This window comes from Methylobacterium sp. UNC378MF, assembly GCF_900103195.1.
Classification (GTDB): Bacteria; Pseudomonadota; Alphaproteobacteria; order Rhizobiales; family Beijerinckiaceae; genus Methylobacterium.
Map to the genome: position 1 here is coordinate 94,339 of NZ_FMWU01000015.1, position 18,635 is coordinate 112,973.

General features: G+C 69.6%; 13 protein-coding genes. 8 read left to right on the top strand and 5 right to left on the bottom strand.

From position 1 onward, the window contains the following. Positions 1 to 16 precede the first annotated feature (16 nt). The 3 genes from BLT59_RS16895 to BLT59_RS16905 all read left to right on the top strand — a co-directional run bounded on the left by BLT59_RS16895 (position 17) and on the right by BLT59_RS16905 (position 2,711). On the top strand, positions 17 to 1,084 hold the full coding sequence (locus BLT59_RS16895; protein ID WP_091782568.1) for a GSCFA domain-containing protein: 1,068 nt from the start codon (positions 17 to 19) through the stop codon (positions 1,082 to 1,084). Between the two features lie 74 nt (positions 1,085 to 1,158). After that, positions 1,159 to 1,767: a nitroreductase family protein gene (locus BLT59_RS16900; protein ID WP_091782571.1), complete on the top strand. Its 609-nt coding sequence runs from the start codon at positions 1,159 to 1,161 to the stop codon at positions 1,765 to 1,767. A gap of 149 nt (positions 1,768 to 1,916) precedes the next feature. Beyond that, positions 1,917 to 2,711: an SHOCT domain-containing protein gene (locus tag BLT59_RS16905; protein ID WP_091782574.1), complete on the top strand. Its 795-nt coding sequence runs from the start codon at positions 1,917 to 1,919 to the stop codon at positions 2,709 to 2,711. 125 nt (positions 2,712 to 2,836) lie between these two features. On the opposite strand, the gene BLT59_RS16910 is transcribed toward BLT59_RS16905, so the two are convergent. Further along, entirely contained in the window at positions 2,837 to 3,862 is a 1,026-nt protein-coding gene (locus BLT59_RS16910) for a KpsF/GutQ family sugar-phosphate isomerase (RefSeq protein WP_091782577.1), read from the bottom strand. A gap of 216 nt (positions 3,863 to 4,078) precedes the next feature. Between BLT59_RS16910 and BLT59_RS16915 the strand changes: the two genes are divergently transcribed. Then, positions 4,079 to 5,512 (top strand): FAD-linked oxidase C-terminal domain-containing protein, encoded by a 1,434-nt coding sequence (locus BLT59_RS16915; protein WP_091782581.1) that lies wholly within the window; start codon positions 4,079 to 4,081, stop codon positions 5,510 to 5,512. Between the two features lie 96 nt (positions 5,513 to 5,608). Here the strand turns inward: BLT59_RS16915 and BLT59_RS16920 are convergent, their stop codons facing one another. From BLT59_RS16920 to BLT59_RS16935, 4 genes are all read right to left on the bottom strand, one after another. Beyond that, positions 5,609 to 6,148, bottom strand: coding sequence for a Ros/MucR family transcriptional regulator (locus BLT59_RS16920; protein WP_091782584.1), 540 nt, complete (start codon positions 6,146 to 6,148; stop codon positions 5,609 to 5,611). Positions 6,149 to 6,540: 392 nt separating this feature from the next. Further along, positions 6,541 to 7,761 (bottom strand): ABC transporter permease, encoded by a 1,221-nt coding sequence (locus tag BLT59_RS16925; protein WP_091782586.1) that lies wholly within the window; start codon positions 7,759 to 7,761, stop codon positions 6,541 to 6,543. An 88-nt stretch (positions 7,762 to 7,849) separates the two neighbouring features. Next, positions 7,850 to 8,344, bottom strand: a complete 495-nt coding sequence (locus BLT59_RS16930; RefSeq protein ID WP_091782589.1) for a DUF4112 domain-containing protein — start codon at positions 8,342 to 8,344, stop codon at positions 7,850 to 7,852. A gap of 81 nt (positions 8,345 to 8,425) precedes the next feature. Next, positions 8,426 to 9,595: an aminotransferase gene (locus BLT59_RS16935; RefSeq protein WP_175544043.1), complete on the bottom strand. Its 1,170-nt coding sequence runs from the start codon at positions 9,593 to 9,595 to the stop codon at positions 8,426 to 8,428. 355 nt (positions 9,596 to 9,950) lie between these two features. On the opposite strand from BLT59_RS16935, the gene BLT59_RS31340 reads away from it, so the two are divergent. From BLT59_RS31340 to BLT59_RS16955, 4 genes are all read left to right on the top strand, one after another. Next, positions 9,951 to 10,127 carry a hypothetical protein gene (locus tag BLT59_RS31340; protein ID WP_244514027.1) on the top strand — a complete coding sequence of 59 codons (177 nt, stop codon included), beginning with the start codon at positions 9,951 to 9,953 and terminating at the stop codon, positions 10,125 to 10,127. Positions 10,128 to 10,425: 298 nt separating this feature from the next. Further along, complete coding sequence (locus tag BLT59_RS16945) at positions 10,426 to 11,820, top strand: MdtA/MuxA family multidrug efflux RND transporter periplasmic adaptor subunit (protein WP_091782595.1); 1,395 nt, start codon at positions 10,426 to 10,428, stop codon at positions 11,818 to 11,820. Positions 11,821 to 11,884: 64 nt separating this feature from the next. After that, entirely contained in the window at positions 11,885 to 15,013 is a 3,129-nt protein-coding gene (locus BLT59_RS16950; RefSeq protein ID WP_091782598.1) for an MdtB/MuxB family multidrug efflux RND transporter permease subunit, read from the top strand. Further along, the gene (locus BLT59_RS16955; RefSeq protein WP_091782601.1) at positions 15,010 to 18,474 is read left to right on the top strand and encodes an efflux RND transporter permease subunit; all 3,465 of its coding nucleotides are present in this window, start codon (positions 15,010 to 15,012) and stop codon (positions 18,472 to 18,474) included. Before BLT59_RS16950 ends, BLT59_RS16955 begins: the two co-directional genes overlap by 4 nt. Positions 18,475 to 18,635 lie beyond the last annotated feature (161 nt).

Consider the following 18,635-nt stretch of genomic DNA (forward strand, 5'->3'; position numbering starts at 1 on the left):
AGAAGAGGGTTCGAAGATGGCGTTGAATCCGTATACGGGTCTACCGGCCGAGCGATTCTGGCGCAAGGTCGTCACCAACGTGCCGCCCTTCGCGGTCAATCCGCACCCGAAGGACACCTTCGTGATCGGGCCGACCGACAAGGTCGCCACCGGCGGCTCCTGCTTCGCGCAGCGGGTGGCCGAGGCGGTGCGCGGCGCCGGCTTCAACTACTACCTGACCGAGCCGCCGCCCCCCGGCATGAGCGCCGAGGAGGCCAATGCCCGCCAGTTCGGCACGTTCTCGGCGCGCTACGGCAACCTCTACTACACGCGCCAGTTCGTGCAGCTGTTCGACCGGGCCTACGGAACGTTCGAGCCGGAGCTGAAGGCGTGGCTGCGCGACGACGGCCGCTACGTTGACCCGTTCCGGCCCACGGTCGAGCCCGCGGGTTTTGCGAGCGAGGCCGAGGTGGTCGCGGCGCGCGACGCGCATCTCGCCGAGGTGCGCCGCCTGTTCGAGACGCTCGACGTGTTCGTGCTGACGCTCGGACTCACGGAAGGCTGGCGCTGGCGGGCCGACGGCGCGGCGCTGCCGCTCGCCCCAGGCGTCGCGGGCGGCACCTTCGACCCTGAGCTCTACGAGTGCGTCAACGCGGGCGCGGGCGAGGTGCTGGGCGACCTCAACGGCTTCCTCGACCGGCTCTGGAGCGTGAACCCGAAGGCGCGGGTGATCTTCACGGTCTCGCCGGTGCCGATGATCGCCACCTACATGGACCGGCACGTGATGGAGTCGAACAGCTACTCCAAGTCAGTGCTGCGGGTGGCGGCCGGCGAGGTGGTCGGCCGCGGGGACCCGCGGGCGGTCTACTTCCCCGCCTACGACATCGTCACGAGCAACGTGAATGCCGGGCGCTACTACAACGAGGACCAGCGCACCATCAACGACGCGGGCGTGCGCCACGTCATGCGCCTGTTCCTGGCGACCTTCGCGCGCGACCGGGTGAACGCGGCGCCGGTTCACGCCCCCGTGGACCTCGCGGCCGAGTTCGAGGGCAATGCCGGCGTGATCTGCGACGAGGAGGAGATCGAGCGCAGCGTGGCCTAGGATGGCGTAGGGTTTGCCTCCGGGCGGGCGTTTCGGGCAAGCTCGGCTGCCCGGGCGCCCGCGCCCATCCGGAGATGAATCCCTTGAGCCTGCCCTCGCCCCGCCGCGCCGACCACGACATCGATCCGGTCTTCGTCGCGCGGTACTCGCCCCGCGCCTTCACGGGCGAGGCTCTGCCCGAATCCGAGCTGATGCGGATGATCGAGGCGGCGCGCTGGTCGCCCTCCGCCTACAATTCGCAGCCCTGGCGCTTCCTCTACGCGCTCCGGGGCGATGCCAATTGGGACACGTTCCTGGGCCTCCTCGTTCCCGCCAACCAGAAATGGGTCGCCGGCACCGGCGCGATCCTGTTCCTGGTCTCGAACGGGCTCATGAAGGTCGGCGACGAGCTGAAGCCCTCCTACAGCCACTCCTTCGACGCCGGCAGCGCCTCGCTCGCCTTCCAGCTCCAGGCGATCCATCAGGGCTGGCACGCCCACGGCATGGTCGGCTTCGACCATGTCCGCGCGCCCGAGGTCCTGCGCCTGCCCGAGAACCATCGGATCGAGGCCGCCTTCGCGGTCGGCCGCAAAACGCCCGAGGCGGACCTTCCCGAGGAGCAGCGACCCCGCGAGACCCCGAACGGCCGCCGGCCGATCACCGACTTCACCATCGCGGGCCCATTCCCGCCGACCGCGGCCTGAGACGGCCCGGAACCCGCTTGTACGACCGCAGATTGGGTCTGCAACGCAACGCCGCCGCAGGGCCCGGGGCGGCCTTCGGGCTCCCGGGCCGGCGCGCACCCGGTCTCGGGCGCATCGTATCCGCCCTCCACCGCTTCGGGAGCTGGCTCATGGATCCGTCCGACAACGCTGCCGAATCCGACCCATTCCGGGATGACGGGCCGTTCGACCCCGTCTCCGGACTGCGGAATGTCGCCGAGCGTCACGGGGTCAGCCTGGACGCGGTGCGCCACCTGATCCGGGCCCTGGAGCGCGGCCACGGCACGATGGCGCAGTTCGACCATCCCGATCTCGGCGGGATGGGACAGTGGTTCTCCGGCGGCATGGTGATGGTCGGCCGGATGTTCGACGACGGCCTGAAGGCGCGGGTCGGCGCACTCTGCACCGAGCTGGCCGGGGCGCTCCCAGCAGGCGGCTTCTCGGACGCTGCGCCCGTGGCACGACGAGGCGGCGGCGAGTGGTGGCCGGCCGGTCTGGGGGATCCGGCGAGCACCGGCGCTCAGAACGGGCTGCGCTACGCCTATTTCCCCGACAGAAGGCGGCTCGCCGTCGACTCGGGTTCGGAGGTCGCTCTCTACGATACCGGCGAGCACCGCATCACCGGCGTGTCGCAAGCGAATGGCAGCCTCGGCTTTACGGGACCGGCCGGGGCCGTCGCCCTCGACCGCCTGCGCCGGATCGAGGCGGAGGTCGCGGCGCCGCGCCAAGTGGACCCGCGTCAGGTAGACCCGCGCCAAGCGGATAGGGCGCAAAAGGCGGCACCCGCGGAGACGCCCGCGCCGGACCGGTCCTCGGCGGACGCGGTGCTCGCGACCATCGAACGGCTGGCGGACCTGCACGCGCGCGGCGTGCTCACCGATTCGGAATTCTCGACCAAGAAGGCGGAGCTGCTGGCGCGGCTGTGAGAAGCGCCCGACCGGCGGATCCGCCACCGGTCGCCCCACCCTCCGTTCTCATCCTGAGGTGCCGCAGCGCAGCGGAGGCCTCGAAGGATGCGAGCGAGGATCGGACCTGCCGGCTCCGAACGGCCTCAGACGATGCCGACGCGCAGCAGGTCGTGGACGTGCACGATGCCCACGGGCCGTCCGTCCGTGACCGCGAAGACCGCGGTGATGAGCCGGCGGTTCATCAGTTCCAGGGCGGCCTGAGCCAGCTTGTGCGGTTCGACGGTGACCGGATCCCGGGTCATCACCGTCGAGACCGGCGTGTCGAGGAGCGCAGGGCCCATGTGGCGGCGCAGGTCGCCGTCCGTGACGATGCCGACAAGGCGCCCGGCCCCGTCGGTGACGCCGACGCAGCCGTAGCGCCGCGCCGCGATCTCGATCAGCACCTCCGACATCAGGGCGCTCTCGTGGACCAGCGGCATGTCCTGGGGCCCGTGCATCACCTGCTGCACGGTCCTGAGGCGGGCCGCCAGTGTCCCGCCGGGATGCAGGGTGTGGAAGCGCGCCGAAGTGAAGCCGCGCCGCTCCAGCAGCGCCACCGCCAGGGCGTCGCCCAGCGCCAGCTGGATCAGGCTGGAGGAGGTCGGCGCGAGGTCGTGCGGGCAGGATTCCCGCACGCGGGGCAGCTCCAGCAGCACGTCGGCGGCCTTGCCGAGCGTGCTCTCGCCGTTGCGGGTGATGGCGACCAGGGGGATCGAGAACCGGCGGCTGAAGCCGACGAGATCGGACAGTTCCGCGGTCTCCCCCGACCAAGACAGCGCGATGATGACGTCGTCCCGGGCGATCATCCCGAGGTCGCCGTGGCTCGCCTCGGTCGGGTGGACGAAGAAGGCGTGCGTGCCCGTGGAGGCCAGCGTCGCGGCAATCTTGCGGCCGACATGGCCGCTCTTGCCGATGCCGCTCACGATGACGCGGCCTTTGCTCTGCAGGATGGTCTGCACCGCCTCCTCGAAGGCCGCGCCGAGCCGGCCCTGGAAGGCCGCGCTCGCCTCCTGCAGGGCCGCGATGCCGAGCTGGAGGCTGCGGATCCCGAGATCGCGGGTGGTGGCGAGATGCGCCGACGGCGCGTCATAACGATCGTCGCGCAGGGCGCTGGAGGCGGGAGCGTTCATCGTGTCCGTTCTTGACCCGTCGACCGGATCCGGCACCGGAGGCCGGAATCGAGGCTCGGCGCAGCGAGGCGTCTCCGGCGACGCTAGGCAGCCGTCGTGGTTGAAATGTGACGCCGGGACGACGCAGCGCCGCACTCTGGTTGAAGGCGCGGCCGCCGAGGTCCATGCTGCCCGCACGCCATCCCGCGCCGCGGGCCCAAGGAGGGCACAAGCCCCATGACCATCCGCTTCCCCGACCCCGATCCCGCGATCCTCGCCCGCCGCGAGGCGATCCTGGCCGGCCTCGCCCCCCTGGTCGCGCCGGAGGCGCTGGTGGTCAGCGAGGACGAGCGCCGGGCGTTCGAGACCGACGGGCTGACCGCGTACCGGCAGATGCCGCTCGCCGTGGTCCTGCCCTCCACCACCGCGGAGGTCGCCGCCGTGATGGCCTATTGCCACGCCAACGGCGTGCGGGTCGTGCCCCGCGGCGCCGGCACGTCGCTCGCGGGCGGCGCCATCGCGCAGGCCGACGCGATCATCCTGGGCGTCGGCAAGATGACCAAGGTCCTCGACATGGACTTCGCCAACCGCACCGCCCGGGTGCAGAGCGGCATCACCAACCTCGCGATCTCCGGGGCGGTCAGCCACGAGGGCTTCTTCTACGCCCCCGACCCGTCGAGCCAGCTCGCCTGCACGATCGCCGGCAACATCGCGATGAATTCCGGCGGCGCGCACTGCCTCAAATACGGCGTGACCACCAACAACCTGCTGGGCGTCACCCTGGTGCTCAACGACGGCACCGTGGTCGAGATCGGCGGCCAGCACCTCGACAGCGGCGGCTACGACCTGCTCGGCCTCGTCTGCGGCTCGGAGGGGCAGCTCGGCATCGTCACCGAGGCGACCGTGCGGATCCTGCGCGCAGCCGAGGGTGCGCGGCCGGTGCTGGTCGGCTTCTCGAAGGTCGAGGATGCGGGCGATTGCGTCGCGGCGATCATCGCGGCCGGAATCATCCCGGTGGCGATCGAGTACATGGACCGCGAAGCGATCCTGATCACCGAGGATTTCGCTCAGGCCGGCTATCCCCGCGACGCCGAGGCGATGCTGATCATCGAGGTCGAGGGCTCGGACACCGAGTGTGACGCGATGCTGGCGCGGATCGAGACGATCGCCAAGGATTTCCGCCCGACCAGCGTGCGGGTCTCGCGTTCGGAGGCGGAATCGGCCGCGATCTGGAAGGGCCGCAAGTCGGCCTTCGGGGCGACCGGCCGGATCTCCGACTACATCTGCATGGACGGCACGATCCCCACCGGCCAGCTCGGGCCGGTGCTGGAGCGGATCGGTGCGATCTGCGCCGAGAAGGGCCTGCGGGTCGCCAACGTGTTCCACGCGGGCGACGGCAACCTGCACCCGCTGATCCTGTTCGACATCAACAGGCCCGGCGAGTTGCAGAAGGCCGAGACTGCGGGCGACGAGATCCTGAAGCTCTGCGTCGAAGTCGGCGGCTGCCTGACCGGCGAGCACGGCGTCGGGATCGAGAAGCGCGAGCTGATGCGCTTCCAGTACGATCAGGTCGATCTTGAGCAGCAGATGCGGGTCAAGGCGGTGTTCGATCCGCACTGGATGCTGAACCCCGCCAAGGTGTTCCCGCTCGACGGGCGGCTCGCGGCCTGAGCCGCGACCGCGCGCCGTTCAGGGGCTCCGGAGGGGGTTGAGGACGCGATCGTCTTCGATCGCGCGCCTACGACCATTCGGCCCCTCCGGCCGCAATCAGGCGGCTTCGACCTTGCGGCTGGCGCGGGACTTGGTCGTGGCGGCCGCGGTCTTGCGCCGGCTCGGGGCGGGGGTAGAGGCCGCCTCGTCTGCGGGCTCCGCATCATTGGCGGCCGACTGAGACCGACCCGGCTGGCCGAGACCGAGGCTCTTGGCGAGCGCCGAGCGCTGCGCCGAATAGTTCGCCGAGGTGGTCGGGTAATCGGCCGGCAGACCGTAGCGCTCCCGGTAGCTCTGCGGATCGAGCCCGTGCTTGGTCAGGTGGCGCTTCAGCGTCTTGTACGACTTGCCGTCGATGAAACTGATCAGTCCGTCGGGGCGGATCGACTTGCGGATCTGAGCGGGCGTCGGCCGCTCGACGCTCTCGGCCGCCGGAGCGGCCGGACCGGACCCGATCGCGTTCAGCGCCTCGTGGATGCTCGCGATCAGGGCCGGCAATTCGGCCGAAGGCAGCGAGTTGTTGGAAACGTAGGCCGCGACGACGTCCACGGTCCGCTCGATGAAATCCAATTGCGATGTCGGCGCAGTTTCTGACATTCTCTCTTTCCTTGGAACAAAAGCCTGATGGGGACCCCTGTTGCGCGAGTTAAGACAGCGTCTGAAAAATGCAAGGCAATCCATACAATTATCTGTGATCAGGACAAAGTCTAAGTCTCCATCATCCGGCAAGGCTTACAGGGTATGGTTGCATTGATGGCAGTTGAAGCACACTTCTGAGGCGCTTTATCGCTCTCCGATCCACGAATTCTAGTCGGTTCCTGGAGCCGAGTTTTTGTTGGCGGCAGAGACCTTTACCCCCAGGATCGGGACCATCCCGAGACGGTCCTATACGGTTGCCGCCCGGTCATTCCGCGACAAGGCTCAATCTTCGTACAGTTGTGCGGACGCGCGGCCGGGACCTGCGTCATTTTCTCCCGCCGGTGGCGACCTCAGACGAAAGTCTTACGGGGATCGAAGGCGTCGCGCACGGCCTCGCCGGCGAAGACGAGCAGGCTCAACATCACGGCGATGACCAGGAAGCCGGTCAATCCGAGCCACGGGGCGGTCAGATTGTCCTTGCCCTGGGCGAGAAGCTCTCCGAGGGAGGGTGAGCCGGGCGGCAGGCCGAAGCCGAGGAAATCCAGCGAGGTCAGGGTGGTGATCGAACCGTTCAGGATGAACGGCAGGAAGGTCAGCGTCGCCACCATGGCATTCGGCAGCAGATGAACGGTCATGATGCGGATGTTCGACAGGCCCAAAGCCCGCGCGGCCCGGACGTATTCGAAGTTCCGGGCCCTCAGGAACTCGGCGCGGACGACGCTAACCAGCGCCACCCACGAGAACAGCAGCATGATCCCGAGCAGAACGAAGAAGCCCGGTGCGATGAAGGCCGAGATGATGATGATCAGGTAAAGGGTCGGAATGCCACCCCAGACCTCGATGAAGCGCTGGAAGGCGAGATCGACCCAACCGCCGAAATAGCCCTGCACGGCGCCCGCGATGACGCCGATCACCGACGAGACCGCGGCCAGGATCAGGCCGAACAGCACCGAGATGCGGAAACCGTAGATCACCCGCGCCAGCACGTCCCGCGTGGTGTTGTCGGTGCCGAGCCAGTGCCAGGGAATGTCCGCGCAACCCGCGCCACCGAGTTTCTCGGCCACGGGCCGGCACTGCGCGTCGGTGAGCATCCAAGTGGGCGGCGACGGCGACGGCGTCGGCAGATCCTCGTTGATCGTGTCGTACGAGAACGGGATCGGCGGCCACAGCGCCCAGCCGTTCGCGGCGATCTCCTTGCGGATCTCGGCGGAGCGATAATCGGTCGTGGCGAGGAAGCCGCCGAACTTCTCCTCGGGATAGTCGACCAGGACCGGGACCAGCCACTCGCCCTTGTAGGACAGCAGGATCGGGCGATCGTTGGCGATGAATTCCGCGAACAGGCTGAGCACGAACAGGATCGCGAAGATCACGAACGATCCGTAGCCGAGCCGGTTGCGGCGGAAATTGTCGAGGCGGCGCCGGTTGAGCGGCGACAGGCGGGCGCGCCGGCTCGCTCCCGCGGCCGGGACCGGAGGCGGCGCCCCCTCGTCCGGGCGCAGGACCAGCGGCTGGGCGCCCGGCATCGGCGCGGGCACGACTTCGCTCTCGCCGGGACGCGTGACCTCGTTCATCCGTGCTGCCTCCCGCGCCGCGGCGCACACGCTCCCGCGGGGCTTGGGCAGCCCCGCGGCCGGCCGGATCGGAAGCGGATGAGGGGGCTCAGCCGTCGAGCCGGGTCGCGGTGCCCTCGATCTCGGTGGGGCGCAGACCACCGCTGCGCTCCAGCCAGCGGCGCAGCAGACGAACGTTGCGGCGGTTGGCCTTGAAGGCGGCGTCGAACAGGTCGCCCGCGACCGGCACCGCGCCGATCAGCCCGTCGAAGGCGACGTTCAGCCCCATCCGGGCCAGCAGCCAGCGCGGCGCGCCGAGGCGCTTCGCCTCGTAGACGATGAAGGAGGAAATCACCATGCCGGCCACGTCGCCGATCACCGGCACGAGCCCGATCAGCGCGTCGAACCCGACCCGCCTGTTGATGCCCGGGATGACGAACGCTGTGTCCATCAGGTGGGCCAGAGTCTCCAGCCGGGCGAGACTCGCCTCCTGGCTGAGATCCGCCGACAGGAAGGCGGGCCGGGAACCGGAGCGGGTCTCGCCCCCGGAAAAGGTCTCGGCACGGGCGAAACGCCCGGCCTGGGCAGCCTGGGTGAAGTCCATGGTCGGGATCCGTCGGGAAGCCATCGTCCCCAACGATGTGGCGCCCCGATCGGATCCCCGCAAGGACGGTACCGGCCCGCGTCACGCGGCGCTCCCGGCGAGGCCGCTCATGCGGTCGAGCGCCGCATCCAGGGTGGCGTCGTCCTTAGCGAAGCAGAGCCGGACGAGGCCGCGCACGGAGGCATCCGGGTAGAAGGCGCTCACCGGGATCGCCGCGACGCCGTGACGGGTGACGAGGGCCTCGCAGAAGGCCACATCGTCGGCGCGGCCCAGGGCGGTGATGTCGATGTTGAGAAACCACGTGGCCTGGGCCGGCAGCACCGAGAAGCCGAGGTCGCGCAGGCCGCCCGCGAGCCGGTCGCGGGAGCGGGCGTAGCCGGCCCGCATCGCCTCGAACCACGCGGCCGGCTTGCCCAGCCCGTAGGCCACCGCCTCCTGGAGGTTCGGGGGCGTGGTGAAGGTGAGGAACTGGTGCGCCTTGGCGAGACCGCGCATCAGCCGGGCATCGGCCATCACGAAGCCGACCTTCCAGCCGGTGAGCGAGAAGATCTTGCCGGCCGAGCCGATCTTGACGGTCCGCTCCCGCATGCCGGGCAGCGCCATTAGCGGCCGGTGGCGCGCGCCGTCGAATACCACGTGCTCCCAGACCTCGTCGCAGAGCGCGGTCACATCGAAGCGCTGGCAGTAGCGGGCGAGCAGATCGAGGTCGTCCGGCGCGAACAGGGTGGCGCTCGGGTTGAGGGGGTTGTTCAGCACCACGACCCGGGTGCGCTCACCGAAGGCCGCCGCGAGGGCGGCCTCGTCGAGGCGAAAAGCCGGAGGCTGCAGCGGCACGACCCGCGGCACGCCGCCGGCCCGTCGGACCAGGGGCAGGTAGGCGTCGTACATGGGCGCGAACAGTACGACCTCGTCGCCGGGCTCGATCAGTGCCAGGAGCGCGCCGGCCAGCGCCTCGGTCGCCCCGGAGGTGACCATCACCTCCGTCTCCGGGTCGAGGGCGAGCCCCTGGTGGTGCGCGTAGTGGGCGGCGACCGCCTCCCGCAGGGCCGACAGGCCCATCATCGGCGGGTACTGGTTCCAGCCCTCCAGGAGCGCCCGCGCGCCCCGCTCGCGCACATCCTCCGGCCCGGGATCGTCCGGAAAACCCTGACCGAGATTGATCGCGCCGTGGACCCGCGCAAGCCGCGACATGGTCTCGAACACCGTCGTGGGCAGCGCGGCAAAGACGGGATTGATGAAGGCGGGCTTCATGCGGCGCGGCAGGGTGTACGGCACGCGGCGCCGGGCATCGAAGGTGTCGGCATGGCGGGTCTCGGCATCGCCGGCCTGTAGCATGGGCGTTGGGCGTTGCGGAATGTGCGCAGCCGCACAGACCCCGTCTCCGGCGCGCAACCATCGACTGACGAATGTTGACATTCATCACCCGTCTCGTAGGTTCGGATCACGGCTGGAGCGGCGCACTCGCCGACGGGGCTTCGCCCCCTCGCCCCGTCAGCGGGATGCCGCTCCGGTCTCCAGAAGGGCCATCGACTTGCGGGTCGGTGGCCCTTTCGGCATGTGCGGCGGCGGCCGCTCCGATCATCGGGTCGACCTTCCGGATTCGACGATGCGGCCCTCCTCACGCGTGTTCCTCGGCTGCTTGATCCTGGCGCTGCTGATCGGCGGACTCGGACTCGGCCTTCGCCGCGCCGTGGCCGTCACGCCGGTCGATCCCGCGTTCCAGGCGGTGCTGCGCGCTTATGCGGCACCGGACGCGTCCGGCGAGCCCCAGCAACACGAGTGAAACGTCGCCGCCCTAGTGACGGCGCATTGGCCGGGCACCGGTGAAGCGCACCGAGGGGTGAGCGAGCGGTAAGACCGCGGCTGAACATGTCGCCGCGGTAAGGAGCCGTTCGGGGCCCGGACAGCTTTATGGGCTTACGCTCCCGCACACGGGATCGGAGCCGTCGGTTCCCGCGGGATCGGGCGGCTTCAGGATGGGCTTCCGGGACGCGGCGTTCCGGAGGCGGCATGGGGGCTTGGACAGCGAGGGATAGGGTGCCGCCGGTCGCGCAGACGACCGTCCTGTGCTCTAGTCAGGCATGAACGAGAGTTCACCGATCCGGACCGACACGGCCCGCGCCTACCAGCCCGGCGAGGCGCCCGCGCGCGAGGTCCGGACCCGGCGTTTCAGGCCGATCCGCTGGCTCGTGCTCCTGGTGCTGCTCGCCGGTGCCGGTGCGATCGGCCATCGCTGGTACGAAGCCCGCACCGACAAGGGCGCGGAGCCCGCGACCGCGCACCGGACCGGCGGCCGCGGCGGCCGGCACGGCGGCGCCGACATGCCGCAGGCGGTCGGTATCGCGAACGTCACGACCGGCGACATGCCGGTGGTGCTGCAGGGCCTCGGGACCGTGACACCGCTCGCCACCGTGACGGTGAAGTCGCAGATCAGCGGCTATCTCACCCAGGTGAAGTTCCGCGAGGGTCAGACCGTCAAGGCGGGCGACGAGCTCGCGCAGATCGATTCCCGGCCCTACGAGGCGCTGCTCGCCCAGTACCAGGGCCAGCTGGCTCGCGATCAGGCGCTGCTCCAGAACTCGAAGCTCGACCTGCAACGCTACCAGACGCTGAACCGGCAGGACTCGATCTCGAAGCAGAACGTCGACACGCAGGCTGCTCTGGTGAAGCAGAACGAGGGCACGGTCGCGGCCGACCAGGCGCTCGTCGACCAGCAGAAGCTCAACATCGCCTACACGCACATCACGTCACCGGTGGACGGCCGGGTCGGCCTGCGCCAGGTCGACCAGGGCAACTACATCTCGGCCGCCTCCACGGCGATCGTGGTGGTGACCCAGCTCCACCCGATCTCGGTGGTCTTCACCCTGCCGGAGGACGACGTGTCGCGGGTGATGCGGCAGGTGCGGGCCGGCGCGAAGCTCACCGTGCGGGCCTACGACCGTGGCGACGCCCACGAGATCGCCACCGGCCGGCTCGACACGGTCGACAACCAGATCGACACGACCACCGGCACGGTGAAGCTGCGCGCGCTGTTCGACAATGCCGACGAGGAGTTGTTTCCGAACCAGTTCGTCAACGCCAAGCTGACCGTCGACACGGTGCGGGGCGCGACGCTCGTGCCGAATTCCAGCCTGCTCCAAGGCACACCCGGCACCTACGTCTACCTGATGGACGGGGACAGCAAGGTCACGGTCCGGCCGATCAAGACCGGCGAGACCGACGGCACCACCACCGTGGTGATCTCCGGCCTGAACCCGGGTGACCGCGTCGTCACGGACGGCACCGACCGGCTGAAGGACGGCGCGCCGGTGCGGATCACCGAGGGCGCGCAGGCGGCCACGGGCGACGGCAAGGCCGCCGAGGCCAAGGCCGACGGCAAAGGGGATGTGAAGCCCGGCGCGCCCGCCGACGCGGCGGCGGATTCCCATGGGACAGCGGAGGGCGGTCGTCGGCACCGGCGCCGTCAGGCGCAGTGAGGACGGCTCAGGCGCGACGCTCCCCCTCCCCCTGCAGAGGGGTGAGGGATAACGGGAGCGCGTCATGAACCCGTCCCGCCTGTTCATCCTCCGCCCGGTGGCCACGACGCTGCTGATGCTGGCGATCCTGATCGTCGGCGGCGTGTCGTACCTGAACCTGCCGGTCTCGGCGCTGCCGGCCGTCGATTACCCGACCATCCAGGTCCAGACTTTCTATCCGGGTGCCAGCCCCGAGGTGATGACCTCCTCGGTGACCGCGCCGTTGGAGCGGCAGTTCGGGCAGCTCGCCAACCTCAACCAGATGACCTCGCAATCCTCCGCGGGCGCCTCGGTCATCACCCTGCAGTTCAGCCTGGACCTGTCCCTCGACATCGCCGAGCAGCAGGTCCAGGCGGCGATCAACGCCGCCGGCAACCTGCTGCCCTCCGACCTGCCGGCGCCGCCGATCTACGCCAAGGTCAACCCGGCCGACGCGCCGGTCCTGACGCTGGCGCTCACCTCCAAGACCCTGCCGCTGACCCAGGTCCGGGATCTGGCGGAATCGCGGTTGGCCCAGAAGATCAGCCAGGTGGCGGGCGTCGGCCTCGTGAGCATCTCGGGCGGTCAGCGGCCCTCCGTGCGGGTGCGGTTCAACGCAAGGGCGCTCGCCGCCTACGGGCTCAACATCGACGACCTGCGCACCACCATCACCAACCTCAACGTCAACACGCCGAAAGGCACGATCGACGGGCCGAAGCAGTCCTACGCGATCAACGCCAACGACCAGATCCGCGACCCGAAGGCCTACGATTCGGCGATCATCGCCTACCGCAACGGCGCTCCGGTGATGCTCTCGGAGGTCGCCGACGTGGTCGAGGGGCCGGAGAACACCAAGCTCGGCGCCTGGGCCGACGCGACGCCGGCGGTGATCCTCAACATCCAGCGCCAGCCGGGCGCCAACGTCATCGCGACCGTCGACAAGATCAAGTCGCTGCTGCCGCAGATGCAGGCGAGCCTGCCGGCCGCCGTGGCGGTGGCGCCGCTCACCGACCGGACCACCACGATCCGCGCCTCCGTGGAGGACGTGCAGTTCGAGCTCGGCCTCGCCATCGCCCTCGTGGTGCTGGTGATCTTCCTGTTCCTGCGCAGCCTGTCGGCAACCCTGATCCCGAGCCTGTCGGTGCCGCTGTCGCTGGTCGGCGCCCTGTCGGTGATGGACCTGTACGGCTTCTCCCTCGACAACCTGTCGCTGATGGCGCTGACCATCGCCACCGGCTTCGTGGTCGACGACGCCATCGTGGTGATCGAGAACATCGCCCGGCACGTCGAGGCGGGCGACTCGCCCCTGGAGGCGGCGTTGAAGGGCTCCCGCGAGATCGGCTTCACCATCATCTCGCTCACCGTCTCGCTGATCGCCGTGCTGATCCCGCTCCTGTTCATGGGCGACGTGGTCGGGCGGCTGTTCCACGAATTCGCCATCACGCTGGCGGCCACGATCATCATCTCGGCGGTGGTCTCGCTGACCCTGGTGCCGATGCTGTGCGCGCGGCTCCTGAAGCACGTGCCGGAGGCCGAGACCCGCCACCGCCGGGAGGGCGCGATCTCCCGCCTCGGCCGACGCGCCATCGACGGCACGATCGAATCCTACGGCCGCTCCCTGCGGGTGGTGCTGGACCACCAGGGCCTGACGCTGCTGGTGGCCTTGGGCACGCTGGCGCTCACCGCCTACCTGTTCGTGGTGATCCCCAAGGGCTTCTTCCCGGTGCAGGACACGGGCGTGATCCAGGGCATCACCCAGGCCGACCAGTCGGTCTCCTACGCCGCCATGGCCGAGCGGCAGCAGCGCATGGCCGAGATCGTCCTCAAGGATCCGGACGTCGCCAGCCTGTCCTCGTTCATCGGTGTCGACGGCCAGAACGTCACGCTCAATTCCGGCCGGATGCTGATCAACCTGAAGCCCCGGGAGGAGCGCACGGCGTCCGCCAGCGCGATCATCCGGCGGATCTCGGCGGCGGCCGCGGACGCGCCCGGCATGCGGCTCTACATGCAGCCGGTCCAGGATCTGACCATCGACACCGCGGTCTCGGCGACCCAGTATCAAGTGATCCTCGAGAGCCCGAACATCGACGATTTCGAGACCTGGGTGCCGCGCTTCACCGAGGCGCTGGCGAAATCGCCCGTGGTCACCGACGTGGCGAGCGACCACCAGGGCCAGGGGCTCGCCGCCTACGTGACCATCGACCGGCCCACCGCCGGCCGCTACGGCATCACCCCGGCGACGATCGACAACGCCCTCTACGACGCCTTCGGCCAGCGGATCATCTCGACGATCTTCACCCAGTCGAACCAGTACCGGGTGATCCTGGAGGCCGATCCGAAGCTGCACACGACCCTGCGCAGCCTCGACGCGATCTACCTGCCCTCGTCCACGGCGGCGAACGGGCAGGTGCCGCTCTCCGCGGTGGCGCGGATCAGCGAGCGGCGGGCGCCGCTGCTGATCTCCCATCTCGGCCAGTTCCCGGCCACCACCGTGTCGTTCAACCTCGCCCCGGGCGCGGCCCTCGGGCAGGGCGTCGAGGCGATCGAGCGGGTCAAGGCCGAGATCGGCCTGCCGCCCTCGTTCCGGGTGGTGCCGCAGGGCTCGGTCTTCGCCTTCCAGTCGGCGCTCGGCAACGAGCTGTTCCTCGTGCTGGCGGCGATCGTGACCGTCTACATCGTGCTGGGCGTGCTCTACGAGAGCTTCATCCACCCGATCACGATCCTGTCGACCCTGCCGTCGGCGGGGATCGGGGCGCTGCTCGGCCTGATGCTGTTCGGCCTGTCGCTCGACATCATCGCGGTGATCGGCATCGTGCTCTTGATCGGCATCGTGAAGAAGAACGCCATCATGATGATCGACTTCGCGCTCCAGGCGGAGCGCGAGGACGGGCTGGAGCCGCGCGAGGCAATCTTCCAGGCCTGCCTCCTGCGCTTCCGGCCGATCCTGATGACGACGCTGGCGGCCCTGTTCGCCGCGGTGCCGCTGATCCTCGGCACCGGCGTGGGCTCGGAGCTGCGCCAGCCGCTCGGCATCTGCATCGCGGGCGGCCTGATCGTCAGCCAGGTGCTGACCCTGTTCACGACGCCGGTGATCTATCTGGCGTTCGACCGGCTGGAGCGGCGGATTTCCGGGCGGCGGGGGCCGGATCTCGCGGGCGGCGAGGCGCTGCCGTGAACATCTCCGAGCCGTTCATCCGGCGGCCGGTGGCGACCACGCTGCTCACGATCGGCGTGCTGCTCGCCGGCCTGTTCGCCTTCCTGAAGCTGCCGGTGGCGCCGCTGCCGCAGATCGACTTCCCCGTCATCCTCGTCCAGGCGCAGATGGCCGGCGCCTCGCCCGACACCATGGCCGCCACCGTGGCGGCGCCCCTGGAGCGGCGGCTCGGCGCCATCGCGGACGTCAACGAGATGACGTCGACCAACACGCTGGGCTCCACCCGGATCGTGCTGCTGTTCGGCCTCAACCGCGACATCGACGGGGCGGCCCGCGACGTCCAGGCGGCGATCAACGCGGCGCGCGCCGACCTGCCGGCGGCGCTGCGGCAGAACCCGACCTACCGCAAGTTCAACCCCGCCGACACGCCGATCATCATCCTCGGCATGACCTCGCAGACGCTGACCCGCGGCCAGGTCTACGATTCCGCCGCCACGGTGGTGCAGCAGAAGCTGTCGCAGCTGCCCGGCGTCGGCAACGTCGATATCGGTGGCTCGTCCCTGCCGGCGGTGCGGGTCGAGCTCGATCCCACGGCGCTGTTCAACTACGGCATCGGCCTCGAAGGCATCCGGGCGGCGCTCGCCTCGGCCAATGCCAACTCGCCCAAGGGCGAGATCGATGTCGGCCCCCGCCGCTACCAGCTCTACGCCAACGACCAGGGCCGCAAGGCCGCCGATTACCGCGACATCATCGTGGCCTACCGCAACGGCGCGGCGGTGAAGCTCACCGATGTCGGCCAGGTGCTCGACGGCGTCGAGGACAAGCGCAACCTCGGCATCGTCAACGGCGAGCCGGGCGTGCTGCTGTTCGTCTACAAGCAGCCCGGCGCCAACGTGGTCGAGACCATCAACGCCGTGAAGGAGGCGCTGCCGCAGATCACCGCGGCCCTGCCTGGCGGCATCGACATCAAGCTCACGGGCGACCGCAGCGCCACGATCCGCGCCTCGCTGTCGGCCACCGAGGAGACGCTGCTGGTGGCGGTCGGCCTCGTGATCCTGGTGGTGTTCGGCTTCCTGCGCTCCTGGCGGGCCACGCTGATCCCGGCGGTCGCGGTGCCGATCTCGATCATCGGCACCTTCTCGGCGATGTACCTGCTCGGCTACTCGCTCAACATCCTGTCGCTGACCGCGCTGATCATCGGCACCGGCTTCGTGGTCGACGACGCCATCGTGGTGCTGGAGAACGTCCAGCGGCACATCGAGGAAGGCAAGCCCCGGCTCCAGGCGGCGCTGATCGGCGCCCGGGAGGTCGGCTTCACGGTGATCTCGATGAGCCTGTCGCTCATCGCGGTGTTCCTGCCGATCCTGCTGATGGGTGGCCTCGTCGGCCGCATCTTCCAGGAATTCTCCGTCACCCTGTCGCTGTCGATCCTGATCTCTCTTGTCCTGTCGCTCACCACGACGCCGATGATGTGCGCCCGGCTGCTGCGCGCCGAGGGGCACGGTCCGGACGGGGCGCCCGCATCGGGGCGCCGGCCGAATCTGGTGATCCGGATGCTGGAGGGCGGCTTCTCGGGGCTGCTCCGCGCCTACGCGCGGACGCTGGAGGTGGCGCTGGCCCATCCGCGCCTCGTCCTGCTCAGCCTGCTCGCCACGGTCGGGCTCAACGTCTACCTCTACATCATCGTGCCGAAGGGCTTCTTCCCCGAGCAGGATACCGGCCAGATGATGGGCGGCGTCCAGGCCGACCAGCGCATCTCGTTCCAGTCGATGGAGAAGAAGCTCAAGCAGGCGACCGCGATCGTCGGCGCGGATCCGGCGGTGGAGAGCGTCGTCGGCTTCACGGGCGGGCGCGGCACCAACTCGGCCAACGTGTTCGTCGGGCTGAAGCCGCTCAACGAGCGGGCGCCGATCTCCACCGTGATGGCGCGGCTGCGGCCGAAGCTCGCGCAGGTTGCGGGTGCGCGGCTCTACGTCTTCCCCCGCCAGGATCTGCAGATGGGCGGCCGCCAGAGCTTCGCCCAGTACCAGTACACCCTTCAGGGCGACACCGCCGAGGAGCTGTTCGCCGCCGCCCCGAAGCTGCTCGCCGCCCTGCAGAAGGACCCGACCTTCGCGGATGTCACCTCCGACCAGCAGGAGGGCGGGCTGGAGAGCCGGGTGGTGATCGACCGGGCGACCGCGTTCCGCTACGGCATCACTCCGAACAAGATCGACAACACCCTCTACGACGCCTTCGGCCAGCGCCAGGTCTCGACGATCTACAACCCGCTGAACCAGTACCACGTCGTGATGGAGATCGCGCCGCGCTACCTGGAGTCGCCGGAGACCCTGAAGCAAATCTACGTCTCGACCTCGGGCGGCAACGCGGCCGGCTCAGCGACCACCAACGCGGTCGCCGGCACCGTCGCGGCGGGCGGCAGCGTCAACACCAACGCGGCGACCGGCACGAGCAGCCCCGGCAGCGCGTCGTCGGCGACCATGAGTGCCGGGGGCGCCGCCGCCGGCACCGGCGCGGTCGGCGGCGCCTCCGGCAACACGGGCGCGGCCACCGCGGCGGCCTCGGCCAGCACGGCCGACACGGCCTCGAACGCCGCCGCCATCGCCTCGGACTCGGCCCGCAACGCGTCGTCCAACGCCATCGCGGCGAGCAAGGGCGGCGCCTCGTCGAGCGCGCCGGTCTCGGCCGCCAAGGAGACGATGGTGCCGCTCTCGGCCTTCGCGCGGATCGAGCCCGGCAACGCCCCCGTGCAGGTCAGCCACCAGGGCCTGTTCGTGGCAACCACGATCTCGTTCAACCTCGCGCCGGGCAAGAGCCTGTCGGACGCCACCGACGCCATTGACCGGGCGATGGCGTCCCTGCACCTGCCGGCCACGATCCATGGCGAATATGCCGGCGCCGCCAAGAACTACGTCGCCTCGGCCTCGCGCCAGCCGCTGCTGATCCTGGCGGCGATCCTGGCGGTCTACGCGGTGCTGGGGATCCTGTACGAGAGCTTCGTGCACCCGCTGACGATCCTCTCCACCCTTCCCTCGGCCGGCGTCGGCGCGGTGCTCGCCCTGCTGGTGACCGGCACCGACTTCACCATCATCGCGCTGATCGCGGTGTTCCTGCTCATCGGCATCGTGAAGAAGAACGCGATCATGATGATCGACGTGGCGATCGACGCCGAGCGGACCCGGGGCGCGAATCCCGTGGACGCGATCCGCGAGGCCTGTCTCCTGCGCTTCCGGCCGATCATGATGACCACGCTGGCGGCGATGCTCGGCGCCGTGCCGCTGATCCTGGCCAACGGCGAGGGCGCGGAGCTGCGCCGGCCGCTCGGCATCGCCATCGTCGGCGGCCTGATTGTGAGCCAGATCCTGACCCTCTACACCACCCCCGTCGTCTACCTCACCCTCGATCGCCTCCGGCACAGGGTGCTCAACCGCCGCAGGCGCGCCGGACGGGGCGGAGAAGCGGCGCTGCCGGCCGGGGAATGATGGTTAAGGTTTCACGTGAAACAGCGGCGGCTCCGGCCGGGTGTGAGGGTTCGTCCAATCAGCGCCCTCATCGTGAGGTGCTGCGCAGCAGCCTCGAAGGAGGGCTCCAGGGATCGCGCGGCGGGCTGGAGGGCTCCTTCGAGGCCTCCGCTGCGCTCCGG